The 20,562-nt window shown below is 46.4% G+C and carries 19 protein-coding genes; 6 read left to right on the forward strand and 13 right to left on the reverse strand.

Translation table 11 applies throughout. The features are described 5' to 3' along the window. Window positions 1-111 precede the first annotated feature (111 nt). Window positions 112-582, reverse strand: coding sequence for a hypothetical protein (locus GC130_RS24030; protein ID WP_152000918.1), 471 nt, complete (start codon window positions 580-582; stop codon window positions 112-114). A gap of 62 nt (window positions 583-644) precedes the next feature. Between GC130_RS24030 and GC130_RS24035 the strand changes: the two genes are divergently transcribed. The 3 genes from GC130_RS24035 to GC130_RS24045 are packed head-to-tail and all read left to right on the forward strand — an operon-like array spanning window position 645 to window position 2,614. Further along, window positions 645-1,553 carry a sigma-70 family RNA polymerase sigma factor gene (locus tag GC130_RS24035; RefSeq protein WP_152000919.1) on the forward strand — a complete coding sequence of 303 codons (909 nt, stop codon included), beginning with the start codon at window positions 645-647 and terminating at the stop codon, window positions 1,551-1,553. Between the two features lie 43 nt (window positions 1,554-1,596). Next, window positions 1,597-2,166 carry a carboxymuconolactone decarboxylase family protein gene (locus GC130_RS24040; protein WP_152000920.1) on the forward strand — a complete coding sequence of 190 codons (570 nt, stop codon included), beginning with the start codon at window positions 1,597-1,599 and terminating at the stop codon, window positions 2,164-2,166. A gap of 4 nt (window positions 2,167-2,170) precedes the next feature. Further along, window positions 2,171-2,614, forward strand: coding sequence for a carboxymuconolactone decarboxylase family protein (locus GC130_RS24045; RefSeq protein WP_152000921.1), 444 nt, complete (start codon window positions 2,171-2,173; stop codon window positions 2,612-2,614). Window positions 2,615-2,665: 51 nt separating this feature from the next. On the opposite strand, the gene GC130_RS24050 is transcribed toward GC130_RS24045, so the two are convergent. The 8 genes from GC130_RS24050 to GC130_RS24085 form a co-directional block, all read right to left on the reverse strand. After that, window positions 2,666-3,895, reverse strand: a complete 1,230-nt coding sequence (locus tag GC130_RS24050) for a hypothetical protein (RefSeq protein ID WP_152000922.1) — start codon at window positions 3,893-3,895, stop codon at window positions 2,666-2,668. Continuing rightward, complete coding sequence (locus GC130_RS24055; protein WP_152000923.1) at window positions 3,892-4,332, reverse strand: ubiquinol-cytochrome c reductase iron-sulfur subunit; 441 nt, start codon at window positions 4,330-4,332, stop codon at window positions 3,892-3,894. Before GC130_RS24055 ends, GC130_RS24050 begins: the two co-directional genes overlap by 4 nt. Window positions 4,333-4,334: 2 nt before the next feature. Continuing rightward, window positions 4,335-5,498 (reverse strand): di-heme oxidoredictase family protein, encoded by a 1,164-nt coding sequence (locus tag GC130_RS24060; RefSeq protein ID WP_226940595.1) that lies wholly within the window; start codon window positions 5,496-5,498, stop codon window positions 4,335-4,337. Window positions 5,499-5,653: 155 nt separating this feature from the next. Further along, window positions 5,654-9,916 carry a S8 family serine peptidase gene (locus GC130_RS24065; RefSeq protein ID WP_152000925.1) on the reverse strand — a complete coding sequence of 1,421 codons (4,263 nt, stop codon included), beginning with the start codon at window positions 9,914-9,916 and terminating at the stop codon, window positions 5,654-5,656. Window positions 9,917-9,927: 11 nt separating this feature from the next. Beyond that, window positions 9,928-10,743 (reverse strand): SDR family oxidoreductase, encoded by an 816-nt coding sequence (locus tag GC130_RS24070; RefSeq protein ID WP_152000926.1) that lies wholly within the window; start codon window positions 10,741-10,743, stop codon window positions 9,928-9,930. A gap of 3 nt (window positions 10,744-10,746) precedes the next feature. After that, complete coding sequence (locus GC130_RS24075; RefSeq protein WP_152000927.1) at window positions 10,747-11,241, reverse strand: dihydrofolate reductase; 495 nt, start codon at window positions 11,239-11,241, stop codon at window positions 10,747-10,749. Further along, window positions 11,238-12,149, reverse strand: coding sequence for a methionyl-tRNA formyltransferase (fmt, locus tag GC130_RS24080; protein WP_152000928.1), 912 nt, complete (start codon window positions 12,147-12,149; stop codon window positions 11,238-11,240). Before fmt ends, GC130_RS24075 begins: the two co-directional genes overlap by 4 nt. A 9-nt stretch (window positions 12,150-12,158) precedes the next feature. Beyond that, window positions 12,159-13,355: an exo-beta-N-acetylmuramidase NamZ domain-containing protein gene (locus GC130_RS24085; protein ID WP_226940596.1), complete on the reverse strand. Its 1,197-nt coding sequence runs from the start codon at window positions 13,353-13,355 to the stop codon at window positions 12,159-12,161. A 71-nt stretch (window positions 13,356-13,426) separates the two neighbouring features. Between GC130_RS24085 and GC130_RS24090 the strand changes: the two genes are divergently transcribed. Continuing rightward, on the forward strand, window positions 13,427-14,647 hold the full coding sequence (locus tag GC130_RS24090) for an ABC transporter permease (protein WP_152000929.1): 1,221 nt from the start codon (window positions 13,427-13,429) through the stop codon (window positions 14,645-14,647). Here the strand turns inward: GC130_RS24090 and GC130_RS24095 are convergent. Then, window positions 14,644-15,387, reverse strand: coding sequence for a polyprenol monophosphomannose synthase (locus tag GC130_RS24095; RefSeq protein WP_152000930.1), 744 nt, complete (start codon window positions 15,385-15,387; stop codon window positions 14,644-14,646). The two genes, GC130_RS24090 and GC130_RS24095, sit on opposite strands and share 4 nt — an antisense overlap. A 102-nt stretch (window positions 15,388-15,489) precedes the next feature. Between GC130_RS24095 and GC130_RS24100 the strand changes: the two genes are divergently transcribed. Then, a complete protein-coding gene (locus GC130_RS24100) occupies window positions 15,490-15,999 on the forward strand; it encodes an HAD-IIIA family hydrolase (protein WP_152000931.1) in 510 nt (169 codons plus the stop codon). Between the two features lie 25 nt (window positions 16,000-16,024). On the opposite strand, the gene GC130_RS24105 is transcribed toward GC130_RS24100, so the two are convergent. Then, on the reverse strand, window positions 16,025-17,422 hold the full coding sequence (locus GC130_RS24105; protein ID WP_152000932.1) for an arginine decarboxylase: 1,398 nt from the start codon (window positions 17,420-17,422) through the stop codon (window positions 16,025-16,027). 570 nt (window positions 17,423-17,992) lie between these two features. Between GC130_RS24105 and rocF the strand changes: the two genes are divergently transcribed. After that, window positions 17,993-18,961 (forward strand): arginase, encoded by a 969-nt coding sequence (rocF, locus tag GC130_RS24110; RefSeq protein ID WP_193217982.1) that lies wholly within the window; start codon window positions 17,993-17,995, stop codon window positions 18,959-18,961. A 69-nt stretch (window positions 18,962-19,030) separates the two neighbouring features. On the opposite strand, the gene GC130_RS24115 is transcribed toward rocF, so the two are convergent. After that, entirely contained in the window at window positions 19,031-19,195 is a 165-nt protein-coding gene (locus tag GC130_RS24115; RefSeq protein ID WP_152000934.1) for a DUF1328 family protein, read from the reverse strand. 205 nt (window positions 19,196-19,400) lie between these two features. Further along, window positions 19,401-20,429, reverse strand: a complete 1,029-nt coding sequence (locus tag GC130_RS24120; RefSeq protein ID WP_201568516.1) for a DUF1593 domain-containing protein — start codon at window positions 20,427-20,429, stop codon at window positions 19,401-19,403. Window positions 20,430-20,562 lie beyond the last annotated feature (133 nt).

Below are 20,562 nucleotides of genomic sequence, written 5' to 3' on the forward strand. Positions count from 1 at the left end.
TGTCAGATAGAACCATGTGCTTTGCTTGTATATCTTTGAATGTCAGATACTTAAATATAAACAAGCGCACTGGTTTTATCTATTTTTCCTCCCCAATATTTCAACGTTTTATTAATCGAACTCAGGTTCATAGATAAAGTGGCTCACCATGCCATCCATACGAACATCGTCCATTTCATAACGGAATAGCTCATCGACGATAAACTTGTAAATAACACGGTCATCATAGCCATCCATGTAGTCGAGGCAAACGCCATGCTCGCCCATGTACTCAAGGAGCTCGTTGAGTTTTTTGGTAATTGAGGCATCGTCAAGATTCGCTTCGGCTTCGAAAGTCGGCTCACCAATGAGTTTGTAGACAGAAATTTTTTTAGCGTTTTTGTGCAACTCCTCGAAGTTTTGAATGTAGTTAAGCCATTCATTTTCTATCGTGGGGCTCAGCTCTGTCTCTGAACCTTCAAAAAATTTGGCTCCTTGTTCTGCCATCATCTTTAACTTGAGAAGGTCGTTTTCCTTCCGAATTTTTTCTTCGGGGGTTAGCTCGTTTTTATCTTCCTCCATTAGATAGTATTGTTTCCTCATTTAAGCTAAGAAAAATTTTTGGAAGGAAAAGTAGAAATAAGAATTGCACTAACTTTGTCGACATGGCAAGTCCCCGTTTTAACCAGAGGCCTTACGTTAGCCGGTTTGAGGGAGGTGAGGACAGCAGTACAATTTTTGCGCAGCTTAAACCCTACCTCTTTTCAGTGGCATACAACATCCTCGGCGAAATACCGGAAGCTGAGGACATTGTTCAGGATGCTTTTGAATCTTTTTTGAAAAAGCGGGAACTTGATGTTCACAATACGAAATCATACCTCACCAGAGTGGTGGCCAATAAAGCTATTGACCGTTTGAAGGCTTTACAAAAGGCCCGGGAGAGCTATTTCGGCACCTGGCTGCCTGAACCTGTTGTAGATTTTTCTTTCCCCACAGTTACGGATGAAGGTGTGATGAGTTATGAGGCTATGGTTGCGCTCGAAAAGCTTACGCCGGTAGAACGTGGCGTGTTTGTGTTGCGGGAAGCTTTCGAATATTCCTTTGCTGATTTGAGTCAACTGTTTGGCCTGAGTGAGGAAAACGTCAGGCAGGTGCTTCATCGGGGAAGTAAGAAAGCCAACCAAAAGGGCATGAACAGCCAAAAGAGACCAGGAGGTAATGCAGCCCGACAATTGGTAGAAAGTTTTTTGAAGGCATGTACTGAGGGAGATACAAAGCAGCTTGAAACACTTCTGAAGGATGACGTTGCCCTCTATTCCGACGGAGGAGGTAAAGTCAAAGCCGCAGTCAATTCGCTTCACGGGCCTGAAACAGTGGCGAAGTTTTTACTGGGCATTTTTAGAAAGAGCTTGCCTTTCAACGTAGAATTAAGGCAGGCAACCGTCAATGGTGCCCCAGCTTTTGTCACCTTTGCCGGCGGTGAGCCGTATTCTGTTTCATATCTTTCGATGACAGGCGATAGCGTAGAAAATATCTACATAATAAGAAACCCGGATAAAATTCAGCTAAAATAATTGTCACAAATCGGGGGTGCTTCAGACATAAGGAAAAAAGCTTATGTCAGAAAGATTAACACCCATCGAAAAGCCTGGAGGGCTGATGCTCAGAATCGCCTTCTGGTACTCCAAAAGAACCTTTGGGAAAGTGATTACTCCCCTGAAGAAGATTTACTCACGCATGCCAATTGCTTTTGGCACCTGGAGCGGAAAAATCTCCAGCCTTGAGAACAAGCTACCAATTCCCCTGGAGCTGAGGATAGTCCTGAGGATTCATGTAGCTCAACTAAACGGTTGTCATTTCTGCATCGACATCGGACAGGCACATGCCATGCAGCGGTTTAAAGACCAGGAGAAATTTTTTACCGTAAATGACTTCGAAGGGTCACCTCTGTTTTCAGACAAGGAGCGGGTAGCGCTCAGGTTTGCCACGGAAATGACTCTGCATAAAAGGGTTGACGATGACACCTACAATAATTGCAGAAGCCACTATTCTGATGAACAAATGCTTGCCATCGCCTGGATGGTGACCAGCGAGCATGTGTACAATCTGATGAACCTCACCTTTGAAGTTGAGTCCGACGGGCTTTGTCAGCTTCAATCGAACAAATCTCTAGCAATAAATAACTGAACAAATGAAACAACGAATTAGTATCAAAGACCTTGAGCCGGGCTTTTATCAGGCGATGTTCGGGCTGGGAAAATACGAAGCCTCGACAGGCATCGCTGCCGGGCTTAAAGAACTTATCAAAATAAGAGTATCGCAGATCAACGGGTGTGCCTACTGCCTGCAAATTCATACTGTGGATGCAAGAAAGGGTGGGGAAAGCGAATACCGAATTTATGCACTGAGTGCCTGGTGGGAGTCACCTTTATTTTCCGATGCAGAAAAGGCTGCCCTGGCGGTCACTGATGAAGTTACACTTATTGCTGACAAGGGATTGTCTGAGGCTACGTACCAGGAAGCTTCCAGGCACTTCAATGACCATGAAATAGCACAGCTAATTGCCCATATTATTGCCATCAACGCATGGAACAGAATCGCTGTATCAACGCATATGTTTCATGCTGCACCTTGAATAAGCCCATCAGCTCACTTCCCTCCGGTTGAATCCCTGAGGGAAGTTATTTTAAAAATAACTTGACACACCAAGCTGGATGCCGCTAATAAGCGTTGGGGGGTTGCCCAGCAAGTCTGTCTGTTGCATGTACCGGTAGTTGGCTCTTATCACAGTTTGTGCAGTAGGCCGGAAGCTCAAAGCCGGCACAATAGCCCAAAGATGCTCTGAGATATTGCCTCCCGTCTCCTGAAACTTTCCCGTATTCCAATCGACGTACTCCAGCCGACAGGCAATATTTAGTACCGCATTGCTGAATCCCAGCATTGGCTGACTTAGCACGGGCTGCACTACGTCAATAAAGCCACCTCTCTGCTTGTTGCCGTAAGTTTGACTATAGGTTTCGGGCACATCTATCATCACCCAGGCCCACTCTCCCACAATAAACGTTTTGCTAAATGGCAGCGTAGTGTTGACGTCGACGGCCAACACGTCAAGGAGCCTTTTGTCGTCGAGAATAAGGCCATCCTCCTGAAACTTGTTAAAAATACCACCCATGTATGACAAGCCGATTTCTCCTACCATATTGTGTCTTATTGCAAACTTGCCGGTAACCAAAGGCTGCCCATTGCTGCTTTCGTCAAACCTTTTTTTACTTGCCTTTGAAGCAGGCAGGAAAGTTTTGTTTTCAGTATTGCTAATAATGGAATCGTCGAAGCCGTTGGTTACATAAGTTTCGTAGCCAAATGCCCAGTCATTCACATACTGTTTGCCATAAATTCCAAAGCCGACATTACTCCAGGTAGCCGGCAGCATTTGGGTCATGGCAATCGGCCGATCCGCAAACTCCCATTTTGGGCCGTCGTGATTTTGATTGAAGGCACCAATCGGATTCATTACCACGCCTCCACGTAGATTTACAAGAGGATGAAAACTAAAATCCATGGCTGCAAATTCTATGGAAATTTCTTTGCCACCTTCCTCCAACTCTAGCTCCGATAGAAACTTAATCTTTCTATGAATAGTGGATGCAACAAATAATGTCATTCTTGGTATGCGGAACGTGTGCCCGTCAGTCACACCGTCTTCACCCATGTACTGGTAGTCGGCTTCGACATACCCACCAAGAGAAACGGGCATTTTCCCCATCTGAAGAAACGGCCTGTTGTAAACGGCGTCCATGTTCATTCCTTTGGCCATTGTGGTATCAACCGTTGACCGCCGCAATAAAGTGCTGTCTATTTGGGCTTGTACAGCTAAACTTAGGTTGAAAAATATCAGGGTAATGAAAATTGATTTCATGAGAGGTCAATTTTTAGCATGTCATTCTCCTTGTCAATGAGGAATCTTCTCAGGTTTTTGTCTGCCGGGCCGTTTTGTACAGCTCCGGTACTGGAGAATTCGCTCCCGTGGGCGGGGCACTGGAGCCTGTCACCAAACACTTGCAATTCTGTTCCCTGATGTGTGCATCGCATGAGTACGGCACTGAAGTCGGTATCCGAGAACCTGTAAACACAGATCGGATATTCCAGCTTTTCATTTTGCACCACCACATACCCTCTGAATGCCTTCTCTCCCTTTTTCTCTTCTTCAAAAGAGGAGAGGGGAACCAGCAAAGATGACCCTGTTATCTGTCCGGTAACGTATTTTGTTCCGGCGCAGCTTTGCAGAAGGCTTAGGCCTCCAAGCATACCCATACAGCCAATGCCACATGTTTTGATGAATTTTTTTCTATCCATGGCTACAGTGATTTAAGAAATTTGAGGATAGCCTCTTTGTCTTCTTTGACCAGCAACTCAAACTGCGTTTTACTGAATTGCCCCTCACCGCCATGTAGCAGGATAGCCTCTTCGATGCTTTTTGCCCTACCGTCGTGAAGCAGAAAATAGTTACCGCCCTGGGAATTGGGTGAAAGCCCCAATCCCCAAAGAGGCGGTGTACGCCATTCGTAGGTTTCAGCGGAGCCTTCTGTGTAACCATCATCAAGCCCGGGTCCCATGTCGTGCAGGAGCAGGTCCGTGTAAGGGTAGAATTTCTTGTTGGAAAGCGCTTTGATATTTGTTTCCGGGGTTGTCCACTCTTGAATATGGCAACTGGCACATCCAATTGACGAAAACAGCGCTTTGCCTTTCACCACGTCAGCATCAGAGCTCGCCCGGGGTATGGGCTCCTTGAGCGTTTGAAGATAGAACACCAAATCGTGAACGACCTGATCAGACACTTCCGGATCGGTAGGCAGGTGCGTGTGTGGGTCAACTGGCTCGAAGGTAGTAGTAACGCCGATGTCCTGGTTATAAGCGTTTACGGTTTGATGAAGAAGGTCAATGGCTGCGGCCTTTTTCCCGAACCTGCCAATGTACTTGCCGTCAACAGCTGCATGCGTTGCGCCAGGCTGAAAGTAGGGCGGAGGAGCGATGTAGTTGGGCACGCCCGAAATTCCGTCTCCGTCGCTATCGTCGGGGTCAGCATTGGCAAGAATTTGCGCATCTGTCAAAGCTTCAAGGAATCCGAGGCCAGTATTGGCGGGTGGAGTAAATCTGGAGAATGCGACTCCATCAGGAAGCTGCTCTGGCTCATACCCTGGCACGGCCCTGTTTTGCAACTGTGGCCCGCCTTTTCCAATGAACGGGTTGACGCCCGGTGCTGATTGACCAAAGCGAGTAAGGGTTGTAAAGGGGTGCCCTTTGCCATCTCCGGCGTGACAGCTCCCGCAAGATGTGGCGACAAATAAGGGGCCAAGCCCGTTAGCAGACGAGAATACTTCTGCGTTAAAGGCAAAATCACCGTTAAGGAATCTTTTTCGCTCAGAATTGGAAAGGCCTTCTACAGGCCCATCAAGCAGTGTGTTTTCTTCGGGTGCTTCAGGAATGATCCCCTGGCAGCCATTTAGGACAAGGCAAAACAAACATAAAAAGCATAACGACCTAGTTAATTGCATTTCGACCAACCTTTATTAATTATTAGACAAATATACTCGTTAAATTTTCAAATACAATAAAATTAATTTAGGCTAATCTAAAAATATAAAAAGCAAAACTACCTTTTAGAGAACCGATCAGCTTATTTTTTGATGAGTCGCTGTTGCCAGCTTTGCGAAGGAGTTGACAGACGGATGGTGTAAACACCTTTTGGCAGCAAACTGATTGCTATTTCAACAGACTGTTCCGGGCTGGTATCCAAGGAGCGACTAAGAACCTCCTGCCCAGCCATATTGATGATGGATATAACAGCGTCATTTTGCTGCTTGAGAAGTTTAATAGCTATGGTCTCACTTGCCGGATTTGGGAATAAATTGAAGATGTCCGCTGCAGTTTCAACCCCAGTTACTTCCAATACCTGGTAGGCCATCGACACAGAATCCGCACAGCCTTCTTCATTGTGGGCTATCAGCATCACGTCATAAATCCCAGCGGAATCGAATGCTAGCAGGGGCTGCTGGGAAATGTCTATCAGGCTTCCGTTGATCACCCATTCCCACGAAGTAGCGCCTGGCGACAGGCTTGTAAAAGTGGCAGTTCTTTGTTTTTTCAGGATGAGGACTTCCGGCTCAATAAGGAAGTCGGCAGAGAAGTCGTAAGGGTAAATTGAAACTTCAACAGGGTCACTTTCTATAATAGAGTCGATCCCTTTTACAATTAGCTTCACAGTGTCCGTCACGTTCAAAACATCGAATCTGCTTCCCTTGTGCAGTGGCTCCCCGGTGTTTGCTGAGGTAAAAAGAAAGTTGCTCCCGTTTTCCGGCACCAGGGTGAAGTTTTCGCCGGGGCAAACCGGGCTATCGGACACCAACGGCAGCTCCGACTTGGTGAAGCTCAGTAGTTTTGAAATTGATGAAGTACATCCCTGTTCGTTGCTGGCCACCAGCCTGACGGTAATTTCGGTTTGCTCTGCCAAAATCAACTGGCTATTCATCGTGTCTCCTATGAGGCTATCCGCTAAATACCATTGGTAGCCAACGGCATTGGAGCTTTGATTGACCAGAAGGATCGCCGATTCGAGCTGAGTAGTATCAGGGAGATAGGTGAAGTCAACCATGGGTTGATTCAGCTGTACAGAGACCAGTACCTTGCGGCTTTCAAAAAGGCTGTCTGCATTAGCCACGTAGAACGAAGTGTCTTTATCAAGCAGACCGGAGGTGAAAAAGGCACCTTCGAAGACTGCGGCCTTGCTAGTCGAATCGGTATAGACTTTTATTTTTGTGGCATTTGCAGCCTGAATAGTTGCGGAGGCATTTGCGCAAATTACTATAGCATCGATGACCGGCTGTGGAGCTCTGTTAGCCACCAAAACAGCTTTAGTGGAGTTGGAAACACACCCTGCTTTGCTGCTCGTTGTTAGTGTTATGTCATAGGTGCCAGGCTGGTTGTATTTTGCCTGAGCATTTTCTAAAGTGCTTTGGGAACCATTGCCAAAGTCCCAGGCCCAGCTCACTGCTTTTTCGCTTTGGCTGGCGAGGCTGATGGTGGGGTTAACACCTGGCTCAAGCAGAACAGTGTCTGAGCTAACGCTGAAATTGGCGTCGAGGCCGTCCATATTAACTTGCACAGAAAACAAGTCGCCAGTGTAGTTGTTGTCAGCGTTTCGCACGAAGAAGGTGGCGGGTGATTTGATGGTATCTGTCAGGTAGTTATTTCCGTGAATCAGCAGCGTGTCTGTGGCTCCGGCGTCGGCAAAGAAATCAAATGAAGTACCACCGGACAGGCTGATGGTAACCGGAGAATCCTTGCAGGCCAAAACTGTCGCAATGGTTCTCGGTTTGTTTTGGAATTCACCATACCTGAGGCGGGCTCGCTGCACGGCAGTAATGAGCCCATTTTTTGACTCGGCAGTAATCCATGCAAAAGCTACTTTTTCACTCTTAAAGGCGCCAAGGTTCCCGATCTTCACACCATTCATTTGAGCAGTGTTATTGCCTGCTCCACTTTGGCCGGCAGTTGTTTTGACCATTTCTGCACTCAGCCAGGCAAACTTGAGCGAATCCGAAAGCAGCGAGTCGGTTACGGCTATGTTTTCGTTCAGGTTATCGATGTCGGCTGCATAAAAAGTTGGAGTATTGTTTGTGAGCAGGGCTATCCCGCCATAGATATTGTCTTCGTCAATGTAGGTAACTCCAAGTCTTAGAGAGTCGACCCATTCAGTGCGGTTATTGTCGCCGACGCCGATGTTCCAGTTGGCGAAGAGTCCGGCATGAAGGTTCTCGATGGCATCAGAGGAGGTGTTTGTGATCCGATATTCAGTGATTAGGAAATTTCGGTCATCAGCAGAATCCCAAGACAGCGTTTTCTGCTCTACGAGAGTTGATAGAACTTCAGTCAGGCTTGCTGTAAAGCTGTTTTCGTAGTAATTGTCGGCAACTGTTCCGCCGAATAACTTGAGGTGCTTGTTAACGGAGAAATCATTGTTCCTCGTTCCGTATATGAGGTTATTGGCAACGTTGTCAGCTAATGTTGTATCACTATTACCGAGGAGAAACCCAGCATGGCTTGCCACACTAATATTTTGAAACTTCACCCCATTGCCTGCTTTTAGAGAGTCCATTGTGTAGCCAAGGTCTCCTTTCGAGTTAATGGTAAGTGATAGATTGGAAGACGAGGTAGTGGTCGAATCAGGGTGCGTGGTGAACTCAAAATATTGGGTGTCGTTGTAACCAGAAGCTTTGACTTTGGCTTTGAAAATGACCCTGGAACCAGGAGGAGTATTTTCATCCAGAATAGCAGAAAAAGCGTAGGTGGTAGTATCAAATGTGGCCAGGTAGGGGGTAGTCCAGGCGTTGCTGCTTAATGTCACTAAATTACTCAATGGTTCTAGTGTAATCTCCAGACCAGAGGCAGGCTTGAGCCAGTTTATAGCTTCCAGCTCATAGTGTACCGTGTCGCCAAAAAAGACCTTCTGCCCGGCCTGGGTGTATAAAGAATCTTTCGCCAAACGCACGGAAGGGGAAAGCGTATCAGTCAGGGCGCTGTACATGTTGAGCATGCCCCGGCCTAGTAGACCTTTGTACAGTGCATTGCCTGCCAACCCGTCTACAGATGTGCCGGTGATACGCAACTGCTCCATTATTTGGGGGGCAGAGTATTTCGGGAAATACGATCTGAGTAAAGCAGCTGCACCTGCCACCTGAGGAGAAGAGAACGATGAACCATCTGCGGTGCCATAGGTACTGTTGTTTCTGGTTGAATAGGCGGCTGTACCGGGAGCTACCAGGTCGACATAGTAGCTATAGGTAGCGAAGGAAGACTTGGTGCCGTCATTGGTGGAAGCAGCTACAGACAATACGTTGTCATAACTGGCCGGGTAAAAGGTAAGCTCGGCATTGGTGTTGCCGGCGGCAGCCACTACCACCACATCCCTTTCGAGCACAGTATAGTTAATAATGTCTTGCGCCGCCTGGCTATAATTCCCCGCCGAACCCCAGCTAAGATTGACAACGTCCATGCCCTGGTTAGCCGCATAGATAATAGCTTCGTAAGTACCGAATGAAGTATTGTCTTCCGTTTTAAAGGCCTTCAATGGCACAAACTTAGACTTGAAGCCCGTTCCGGCCATTCCTTTGGCATTGTTGGTTCTGGCTGACGATAAACCGGAAACGTGTGTGCCGTGGTCTCCAAAATCTGATTTGGGGTCACTATCTCTGTTGGCGAAGTCCCAGCCACGGTAGTCGTCTACGTAACCGTTCCCGTCGTTGTCGACACCGTCGATAGGGTCATTTGTGTTCAGGTAGATATTTTTGTTTAAGTCCTCGTGGGTATAGTCTGCTCCGGTGTCAATAATGCCAATGACAATGGTAGAGTCGCCAGTCGTAATCCCCCAGGCATCATAGGCTTTGATAGACGAGAGATAGGGCTGCTTGGGGCTTGCTGTGGCGGCGTCCGGGTCGTTGGGTATCAGAAAGAGCTGCTCTTTGAAAACCGGCTCGGCATAAAGCACATTGTCATACCGAAGTAATTCGTTGATCGTTTCCAGCACATTGCCCTCTGCCAACTCAACTTTGTACATGTTAGCCAGGTATTTGCTTGGCCGCTGGAGCGTCCTTGCGTTTGAATTGGATGCAGGATCGAGTGCCTTCAGCTCCTTTATCGGTATCTTCTGGCCAATATTGGATGGGGCAATATCGGGAGCGGCTTGTAACGTCCTGCCGCCTGTTGAATAGCTGCCGTCTTTGAATTTAATGATGAGCTGATCAGACTGGATGTCAGCCGCTGATTTACCCGACGGTAGTTGGTATTTTCTGCTGGGTTGGGCACTGCTCGCCAATGGCCATAAGACCATGAGCAGCAAAAAGCTGCCCGGTAACAACACTTTACACCAATGGCTTACCCTCATTTCTTAAGCTGCTAACGCACCTTTACTTTTCGCACTATCTGTGAGAAGAGAGAAGGGAAAAACCGCTTCACATAAATACCTCCCACTTCTTTGACTCCTCCTATGTACACCTCTTCCTTTTCTTTTTCCACTGCTTTCACAATCGTCCTTGCCGCCGCTTCGGGCGCAATGCCATTTGCCTGAGCGTCGTCCATCTCATTGAATTTCCCGCCGTCGCCGGTAACAGAATTGACGGAAATCTGCGTCCGGATGAACCCAGGACAGATGATGGTCACTTTAATGCCATCGTCGTGCAGTTCTGCCCGGAGCCCGTCGTAGAAGCCATGCAAGGCATGTTTGCTGGCCGCATACCCTGTTCGATAAGGCGAGCTGATGATACCCACAGCACTGGAGATCACTACATGGTGCCCGTTTTTTCTGCTGATCATGCCGGGTAGCAGCGCCTTTGAAAGGGCAATGGCTCCAAAATAATTGACCTCCATTACCTTGCGATCAACATCCAATTGGGTGTCTTTGGCCAGTGAGCGCTGACTGATGCCGCCGTTGTTTACAAGCACGTCGACCACACCAAACATAGCTTCCGCTTCTTTAGCTTTGGCTTCAAGACTTGCTGCATTGGCCAGGTCGACTGTCAGTATTTTAACATTTTCCTCAGCCAGGCCTTGCACAGTTGCTACACAAGCAGCTTTCACCCTTTCCAGTTCTTCCTGGCGGCGAGCCGACAGAATAAGTTTCGCTCCCCTTCTGGCCATTTCATAGGTAATCGCCTCCCCAATTCCTGAAGATGCACCTGTGATCCACACTACTTTGCCTTTTACCTCAGCCATACGCTACTTTCTTTTTTTCCACTGGGTGAATGAATAATTATAAGGATTTTTTTCGTCAGAGGACATGTCTTTTCGACTAACTTCTTTCCAAATGTGTGTGTCAGGAAGAGGATATTTCACATTTCCCTCCACAATTACATCAATTTCTGTGATATAAAGGATGTCGGAAATAGGCTGTGTTTGCTTGTAGACTTCCCCCCCGCCAATGATATAAAGCTCTTCTTCTCCGGCTGCTTTGGCTAACGCTATGCCTTTTTCTATAGAATCAACAACATGGGCGCCCTCCAGGCTGAAGTTTTTGTCTCTTGTTACAATAATAAACGTTCTGCCAGGGAGAATTTTACCAAGCGACTCGAAGGTTTTCCTCCCCATGAGCACATGATGACCCATGGTTTGGTCCTTGAAGTACCTGAAGTCCTTGGGCATATGCCACAGCATTTTATAGTCATTGCCGATGACACCATTCCGGGAGACTGCTACTATTTGGGATATGATCATATTCTATTGCCTCTGAGAAATTCTTCAATGTCCATTCTTTTCTTGCCTTCCATCTGCAAATCCTCGATGGAGATATACCCATCTGCGGTTTTTAGATAGAGGTACGTCTTGCTGTCACTCAGCATTTCTTTTTCGCCCTTTTGGTTGATTTTTCGTGCTTTGTAAACTTTCACAGTTTTGCCCATTAGGGTTGTCCAGGCGGTGGGGTAGGGCGATAGGCCTCTGATGAAGTTAACCACCTGCTCCGTCGGTTGTTCAAAATTGATCTCACAGGTTTCTCTGAATATTTTTGGTGCCGTAGGCGTGTCTTCGAAAACTTCCTGCGGCTTTTCCTTGTAGTTGCCTTCTGCAATGGCTTCGACTGTTTTTAACACCAGTGCGGCTCCCTTATTCATGAGTCTTTCATACACTGTGCCAACGTTGTCCTCATCGCTTATCGGTTCTTTTTCCTGAAAAAGGATATCGCCAGTATCAATTTCGTGTTTCAGAAAAAAAGTAGTGACACCCGTTTCTTTCTCGCCGTTGATAATAGCCCAGTTGATGGGTGCTGCGCCACGGTATTTGGGCAAAAGCGATCCATGCAGGTTGAAAGTGCCTAAAGCCGGCATTTGCCATACTATTTCGGGCAGCATGCGGAAGGCAACTACTATTTGCAGGTTGGCATCCAATGCCTTCAACTCCGCAATGAATTCTGGCGACTTAAGGTTGGTTGGTTGCAGGATATTGAGTCCCTTTTCTTCAGCATAGGCCTTAACAGCCGACACACCCAACTTTTTACCCCTCCCTTGAGGCTTGTCAGGTGCTGTAATCACCCCAACAATATTCCACCCATTGGCTACTAAAATATCAAGACTTGGTACGGCGAATTCTGGCGTACCCATAAATACTATTCGAAGATCCTTTGTCATGAAGGCTGTTTATTCTAAATCATCATACAACAGATGTTTCTTTCTTATCTGCTTGTATGCATTAAGCTTTTCCTGCCAGGTGGCTTTGATCTCAGCCTCACTCATTCCTTGCTCAATTTGTTTACGAAGGTCAGGAGTTCCCGCCAGAAGGGCGAAGTAGTTGTTGAAAAAACTGGAGTCGGCTGGCGTTTTCTTGTAAAATGAAATGAGATAGGAAAGATCCACGGCATTGGGTACGGGAGCTTGCCTCATGTCGATACCATAGCAAAGTTTGTCCTGATGTTTTGGATCCATCGACATGCCCGGAATTGGAACGGGAGTAAATTGAAAGTCGCCAAACTCAGGCGAAGGGTAGCCCAATACTTCAAAGGGAAAATGAGTACCTCTGCCCAGGCTCATCATCGTGCCCTCAAAAAGGCAGATAGACGGATACCAGGCGATGGAATGATCGGTTGGTAGATTGGGCGACGGGCTTACAGGCAGATTATAAGAGCTGCTATGTGTCCAATTCGCCAGCCTGATCACTTGCAAGTCGGCTTTAACGCTATTTTCCAGCCACCCCTCGTTGTTGATCATGGTGGCTAGCTCGCCCATGGTAAGGCCATAGGCAATAGGAATGGGGTGGAGGCCCACAAATGACTTTTGGGCTTCTTCCAAAACCGGTCCGTCAATTACATTGCCCAGTGGGTTGGGCCTGTCAAGCACTATAAATGGCAAACCGTTTTCTGCGCAGGCTTCCATGGCATAACTCATGGTGCTGGTATAGGTGTAGAACCTGGCCCCTACGTCCTGAATGTCAAAAATCACTACATCAAGGCCTGAAAGATCTTCCTTTGTAGGTTTGTTGTGGCTGCCATAGAGGGAGAGGATGGGGATTCCTGTTTTCGAGTCGACTTCATTTCCCACCTTGTCCCCGGCGGGGGTGTCGCCTCTAAAACCATGCTCTGGCGCAAATATCTTTTTGATAGCAATCCCTCTGCTTAGCAGCGAGTCAACCAGGTGCGTTTCCCCTAGCATAGTGGTGTGATTCACTACCATACCCACGTTTTTATTTTGCAGAAGTGGCAAGTATTCTTCCATCTGCGCTGCGCCAACTTTTATCTGAGAATCAGCTACCTCTTCCACTACGGCCTTCTTATCTTCTTGTTTTGCCGCATCAGAGCCGCAGGCAGTCAGCATAATGGTAAAAAATGCAATCCTAATCATAGTGTAAATGTGAGGCATGTCTTTATTTTTGTGAGGGTCGAAACTAATTCCGCTGGCAAAATTAATCATTTTTGAATCTTTCCTACTTTATATCGAAGCGAATAAACAAAGACCATGAAGGGTCATTTTCGGCCTCTATTGGCAGGATCGCTATAGCGAGCATTGCTGTAGGCCTGGCCAGCGCTTTAGTGGCTTTTTTGATCCTGAGGGGCTTTCAGACTACGATCGTTGACAAGATATATGGTTTTGCGGGGCACATGCAGATTTCAAGGTACACCTTGAAATCCAACAATTTTGACGAGCCCCCAATAAGCCTTACGTCTGACTTTTACACTCACTGGAAGGAATATGACTTTGTTTCTCACGTGCAGCCTATTGGCTACAAGATGGGGATTCTTAAAACTGAGGAAGCCGTTTTGGGTGTGGTGTTCAAGGGAGTGACGAAAGATTTTGATTCAACCAGGTTTACACCAAGCCTTGTAAAAGGTCATTTTCCGCATTTTTCTGACAGTAGTTACTCTCTTGAAGTGCTATTGAGCCAAAGAATAGCAGACAAGTTGGAGAAGGATATTGGTGATGAAGTGATCATGTATGTGGTGCAAAATCCTCCCAGGTTCAGAAGGTTGTCGATTGCAGGCATTTATGAAACAGGCCTCGAAGACTTCGACGACAGGATGATTTTAGGGGATTTGGGCCTGGTACAACGCCTCAACAACTGGCCCGACTCTTTAGTAGGTGGCTATGAGGTGTTTTTGCGTGACCCTTCCGACATGGAAGCCGCTGAAAATGAAATGTACGATGTGCTGGACTCGGATTTGTATGCTGATACAGCTGATAATAAGTACTTTCAAATATTTGAATGGCTGCAGATGCTGGACAGGAATGTGGCCATTTTTCTGGTGCTCATCCTTTTTGTTGCCAGCTTCAACATGGTGTCTTTTCTTCTCATCCTCATTATGGAGCGCACAAACATGATTGGGGTGCTGAAAGGCCTCGGGGCCACCGACCTGACGGTAAGGCGAATTTTTTCGTGGAATGGCATGCGGCTCATTGCCAGGGGGATGCTATGGGGCAATGTAATTGCCGGTGGGTTGGGGCTGCTTCAAAGTCAATTTCACATCATACCACTTGATGCTGCCAGCTACTACATGCACTACGTGCCTATCTATTGGGACTGGTGGGCGATTGTGTTGGTAAATATCCTCACTTTTGTGGTAGTGAACCTCACGTTGTTTATTCCGACAACAGTCATTATCAACATCAGACCTATTGCTGCTATTAAGTTTGACTAAGCTTCTACCCGCAGGTATTTCCTGAAAAGGCTATAAATCCTCATTTGCAGCACGCCCAGAACAGCTTCCTGAAAAATGCCCCGGGTCATTTTGGATTCTCCACGGCTTCGGTCGGTGAAAATGATCGGAATCTCCTTAATTTTGAAGCCATATTTCCAGGCAGTGAACTTCATTTCGATCTGGAAAGCGTAACCAACGAACTTGATTTTATTGAAGGGAATAGTCTCCAGCACATGCCGGCGGTAGCATTTGAAGCCCGCAGTAGTGTCTGACACAGGTATACCGGTAATGAAACGAACATATAAACTGGCGAAAATAGACATCATTACCCGGCTTATCGGCCAGTTGACCACATTCACCAGCCCATCTACATACCTTGAGCCAATGGCAACATCAAAGCCATCCTTGTCGCAGGCGTTAAAAAGCTTCGCAAGGTCTTTAGGGTCATGAGAGAAATCGCAGTCCATTTCAAACATGTATTCGTAGCCCTTATCCAACCCATATTGAAATCCGGCTATATAGGCGGTGCCAAGCCCGTGCTTGCCCTCTCTTTCCAGAATATGAAGTCTGTCCGGCCAAATACTCTGCATGTGCTTAACGATGGCTGCGGTGCCATCCGGAGAGCCGTCATCCACGATAAGCAGGTCAAACTGCATGGGTAAATCAAACACCGCTTCGATCATAAGAGCGACGTTCTCTTTTTCGTTGTAAGTTGGGATAATGACTAAGCCTTTATTCACAGTTTTTGCTAGTGAACGCCAAACATATTAAAACCATTTCGTTTCTTGAATATATAAAGTGAATTTGCCGCTTTTTTAACGATTAAATACCAGAGTCAGTTTATGAACAAAGCCATATTTCTAGATAGGGATGGAGTAATTAACGTCGAAAGGGGCAAGTATACCTTTAAGCCTGAGGACTTTACCATCGAGGCGGGAGTGAAAGAGGCTTTAGAAATTTTAAAAAAGAACGGTTACGTAACTGTTGTTATCACCAACCAGGCTGGAATTGCCAAAGGCATCTACACAAAAGAGGACGTAGAGGCATGCCATGCAAAGATGCATAAGGAATTGCCCGGTCTTATCGATGATGTTTTTTATGCACCCCACTACCCTCCGATCTCAGAATCGCTTGGCAGGAAGCCTGACTCCCTGCTTTTTGAAAGGGCACTTGCTTTGTATAACGTTGACCCGCAGCAATCATGGATGGTGGGCGACAACGACCGGGACCTGGTGCCCGCCAGAAAGCTGGGAATGCACACTGTTGGCATTGGGGCAGTAGAAAGGTTTCATTCTGCTGACGCCTGTGTAAGCAGCCTTTTGGAAGCGGTAACTAGTATTATTCTGAAATAGAACGCCGTGGAAGGAACTCAGTTACTTACTTGTAGCCAAGTATTTTCAGCATGCTGTCGCTTTCCTGCTCTTCTCTGAAAAGTTTGGTTGTTACTGTTCCTCTCTGGTCTCTGTCGATGATGATGTGTTTGGGAGCGGGAATCAGACAATGCTGAATGCCCCCGTATCCACCCAGGGCCTCCTGGTAGGCTCCCGTGTGGAAGAACCCGAAGAAAAGCGTTTCGTCGTCTTCAATCACAGGCAGGAACACCTCCGAAGTGTGCGCCTCTGAGTTGTAGTAGTCCATGCTGTCGCAGGTAAGGCCGCCGAGGTTTACTTTGTGGAAGTTGTTGTCCCAGTTGTTGATGGGCAGCATGATGTATTTTTGGTTCAATCCCCACACATCAGGCAGGTGAGTAATGAATGAGCCGTCCATCATGTACCAAAGCTCCTTGTCGTTTTGTAGCTTTTGGTCAAGCACTGAGTAGATCGTGGCACCGCTTTCGCCTACGGTAAACGAGCCATATTCAGTGAAGATATCGGGTACCGGCACATTGTTCTTATTGCAAATCCACTGAATGTTTTCAACGATCTGCTCGGCCATGTAGGGGTAGTCGAATTCAAACGCCAACGAGCTTTTTATAGGGAAACCGCCGCCTATGTCGATAGTGTCGAGTTCGGGGCAGGTCTTTTTTAGCTCGCAGTACATGTAAATGAACCTGCTGAGCTCCGACCAGTAGTAAGCAGTGTCTTTTATGCCGGTATTAATGAAGAAGTGAAGCATTTTGAGCTTCGCCTTCGACTTACCGTCCTTGATCCTGTTTTTGTAAAAGTCGATGATGTTGTTGTACCTGATGCCAAGGCGGGAGGTGTAGAACGCAAAGTTCGGCTCCTCATCAGCAGCCACCCGGATGCCGATTTGAAACTCATCAACTGTCACGCCCGATTCGTATTTATCAAGCTCTCCCAGGTTGTCAAGAATGGGCACACAGTTTTTGAAACCGTCGTTGATCAGGTCGGTAACATACTCAGTGTAAAGCGGCCTTTTGAAGCCATTGCAAACCACAAAGGTGTCTTTAGAAATCTTGCCTTTCTCAAACAGGTTCCTAACGATAGGAATGTCATAAGCAGACGACGTTTCGATGTGAATGTCGTTTTTAAGGGCTTCCTCCAACACAAATGAAAAGTGCGAGGACTTGGTGCAATAGCAATAAGTATACTTGCCTCCGTACTTGTGTTTAGCTATGGCGTTATTGAAAATTTCTTTGGCGTACTGTATTCGTTCACTGATTTTCGGGAGATAAGTGAGCTTGAGAGGCGTGCCATATTGTTCTATGACATCCATCAGGTTCACTTCGTTAAACAACAATTGATTGTTTTCTACTCTAAATTCTTCAGTCGGGAATTCAAAGGTCTGATCAATCAGATCGAAGTAGCTTTTCATCTAAATCAGTGCGGTTCTTGATTACATTTAATATACCAGGTGCCGTGCTATAAAGGGCACAGAAAAGCAAATATAAAGGTATAGGTCTGCCATTAACAACAGTATTGCCAAATGATCTGGGCTAGCAGCTATTTTTTTATATAATCGCTTATTTTTCAGGCAATTAGTGCAAATGAAGAAAACATTAACATTTCAGATGCGCTTTGAGGGTTTTCAAGGTATGGGTTGAGTTTTGGTGACATGCGCAATTTTCCTACGTGTTTTTGCGAATATTTAATAATTGATGTGATTTCGATGGTGAAAATATCTTAAATTGCACCGTGGATGAATAATATTGACATCCTTACCCTAATTTTATGTCTTGTTACATAGGTAAACAACTGGAACCCAACCAGGCGCTCAGAGTCAGAGCGTTGCCGTGCAGAATATACCTGCCCTATTATCATTTTTCGTATAACTAGCCCTGCCTGATTCTGGAACGCCAAGCAGGTCTGCTTTTTTTGACATCGTAAAGCAACAGGCGTTCGTTAACTGGTTTTCAAAGCTTAAACAACATAATCCCATTATATAATGAAAGAGATTTTGCTCATCGAAGTTAAGTCAGAACTCGGTGCAGGCACAAGAGGTGCCAGTTTGGGCATCGATGCGGTTAAAATTGCCAGCATCGATCTTCAGTCAGATTTTTTTGCCAGGTACGATTCAGTGAATGTTCGTACCGACAACAGCCCATTGTTCACCGGCTTCATTTCACCTTCGGCTAAGTATGTGAACGCTATTATTGGTGTGGAAAAAAGAGTGTGCAATGCTGTGTGTGAGGCGCTGGAGTTTGGTCAGCTGCCCATGGTGCTGGCTGGTGATCACAGCACGGCGTTTGGCACTATCGCAGGCGTGAAAAAGGCATTTCCGGACAAGAGACTCGGCGTGATTTGGGTGGATGCCCATGCCGACCTTCATACACCCTATACTACGCCTTCGGGCAATGTGCATGGCATGCCGTTGGCCATGGCACTGGGCACCGACAACCGGGACGTGCAAACCAACGAACCGCCGGCCGAGGTGGCCCACATCTGGGAGGAGATCAAAAAAATCGGCGTAGAGGGGCCTAAGCTGCACCCTTCTGATGTGGTGTTTATTTCAAAACGTGACACTGAAGCGCCTGAAGACTATCTGGCTGAAAAACATGGTATGCGTAACTATACTACTGAGGAAGTAAGAAAATATGGCCCGAAGAAAGTAGCAGCCATGGCGCTTGAGCAACTGCGGGAGTGCGACATGATTTATGTGTCATTTGACGTCGACAGCCTTGATCCTTCTGTGTCGGTGGGTACTGGCACCCCCGTGCCTGGTGGATTGACGGTAGAGGAAGCAAAAGTGATCAATACTGAGCTGGTGAAAAGCCCAAAGGTGCTGTGCTGGGAAATGGTGGAAATCAACCCAACGCTGGATTCAGAAAACAAGATGGCCGAAGTAGCTTTTGAAATAATGGAGGCGACCGCCAGATCATTCGAAGACTCGAGGATGAAGCCGGTGTTGGTTTAGTTGAAGCTTAATTGAAATTGGTTTATCAAAAGGATGTGGCATCAACCACATCCTTTTTTTATAGCGTTGCTAGATGCCCCGCAAGAGTCGGAATAACAATGAAATAACCAATAGTACGACGAAAATGTAAAACACAATTTGTGCTATACCTGCTGCGGCTCCGGCTATCCCGCCAAAGCCCAAAACTGCTGCAATCAATGCGATAATCAGCAGTCCAATAATCAATCTTAACATAGCTTTTAATTTTGGTTGAAAATAAAATGATCTCCCCAATGCTAACGGCTCAAAACAGCCTGGGTTGGGAGTAAAAGAGTTATGTTGTTGATTATCAGGTAAATAAAATTTTATAGAATAGAAATATAGAAAGAAAATATTGAATATTTTCTTGTTGATGCATTCTCTAAAATGGCTTCGATTCTACGGTAAAAGTCTGGTTCTTCTACTCTTTCAACCAACCCATACGAGCTGCCCAATCCCGCAGGTAAGCCTGTCTGAATTTGTTCACTGTTTTTGCTCCGGCTCTATTGATTTCGATAAGCGAATCGGCAGGATTATCCGTCCAGTAGTGTGGGCCATGGTCAGTTTTAATAAATGAGCCTCCCCAGCTTTCTCCTTCCGGGTTGTCTATGTCGCCATTGAGAAAATAGAGCACCGATGGTGTGTCGCCCATTTTGATGTCCTTTTTCTTTTCCCAAAAAAATTCCCCTAATGCTCCATGGCCTTTCAAATGACTTTCAACAAAGGTGAGATTGCCCATACTATTGGTGGTGTCGCCGCCCATGTACATGCCCCTGAAGGTGGTATTATTTTCAATCCACCACAGGTCCGAGTGGTTATTAAAAAGGTAATCTCTCGATTTTGGATCCTGCACTGTGTTCCACGATCCAATAGAGTACACTCTTATGTTGCTTTTTATAGAAGGGGCGTGGTGCACTGCCTGGGCTACATCGGTTATTGATCCCCACACGAGGATGTACAGCGGCTGGCCAGCGTTTTCTTTGGCCTTGTCTATTATCCATGAGGCGCCGTCACTTAATTCTGTGGGAACTTCAGTTTTAAGTGAATCGGTGGCTCCTTGTTTGGTGATGCTGAGTAGGTATTCAGGAGTTGGAAAAAGTACTGAGTGCTCTTTGAGCTTTTCAAAATCCACTGCATAGGCAGCAATAGATTCCTCAATGTGTTCCTTTCTCCCGGCATCAGGGGGCGAGCTAATCAAGCCGAGGAGGTTGAAGCGGTCGGCGTAGAGAAACAAATGAACAAGAGACTGGTAGTCGTCGGGGTCGCTGCCGCCGATATCTGTAGAAACAATAATATTTGGGGCTTCGTAGTCTGCATTCGTATCATTACAATCCGACAAAAAAGCAATGCTGATGATAAGCACCAAAAAAAGTAATTTTGAGGCGGGGATTTTTAAAAAATCTCGTGATGGCATTTTAGCTTTCATTGAGTTGTCATAATAGGTTCTCATATCAAAGCATTATGAAAGATATTAATGCGTTAAATATAATTTATACAAGAATTATTTGAGTTATTTTAATATAAGTGGTAACTTTACCGATTCGCCACCTTTTTTTGGATACATTATACCGCTTTTGGCTGTG

Origin of the sequence: Imperialibacter sp. EC-SDR9 (assembly GCF_902498805.1) — a bacterium.
Classification (GTDB): domain Bacteria; phylum Bacteroidota; class Bacteroidia; order Cytophagales; family Cyclobacteriaceae; genus Imperialibacter.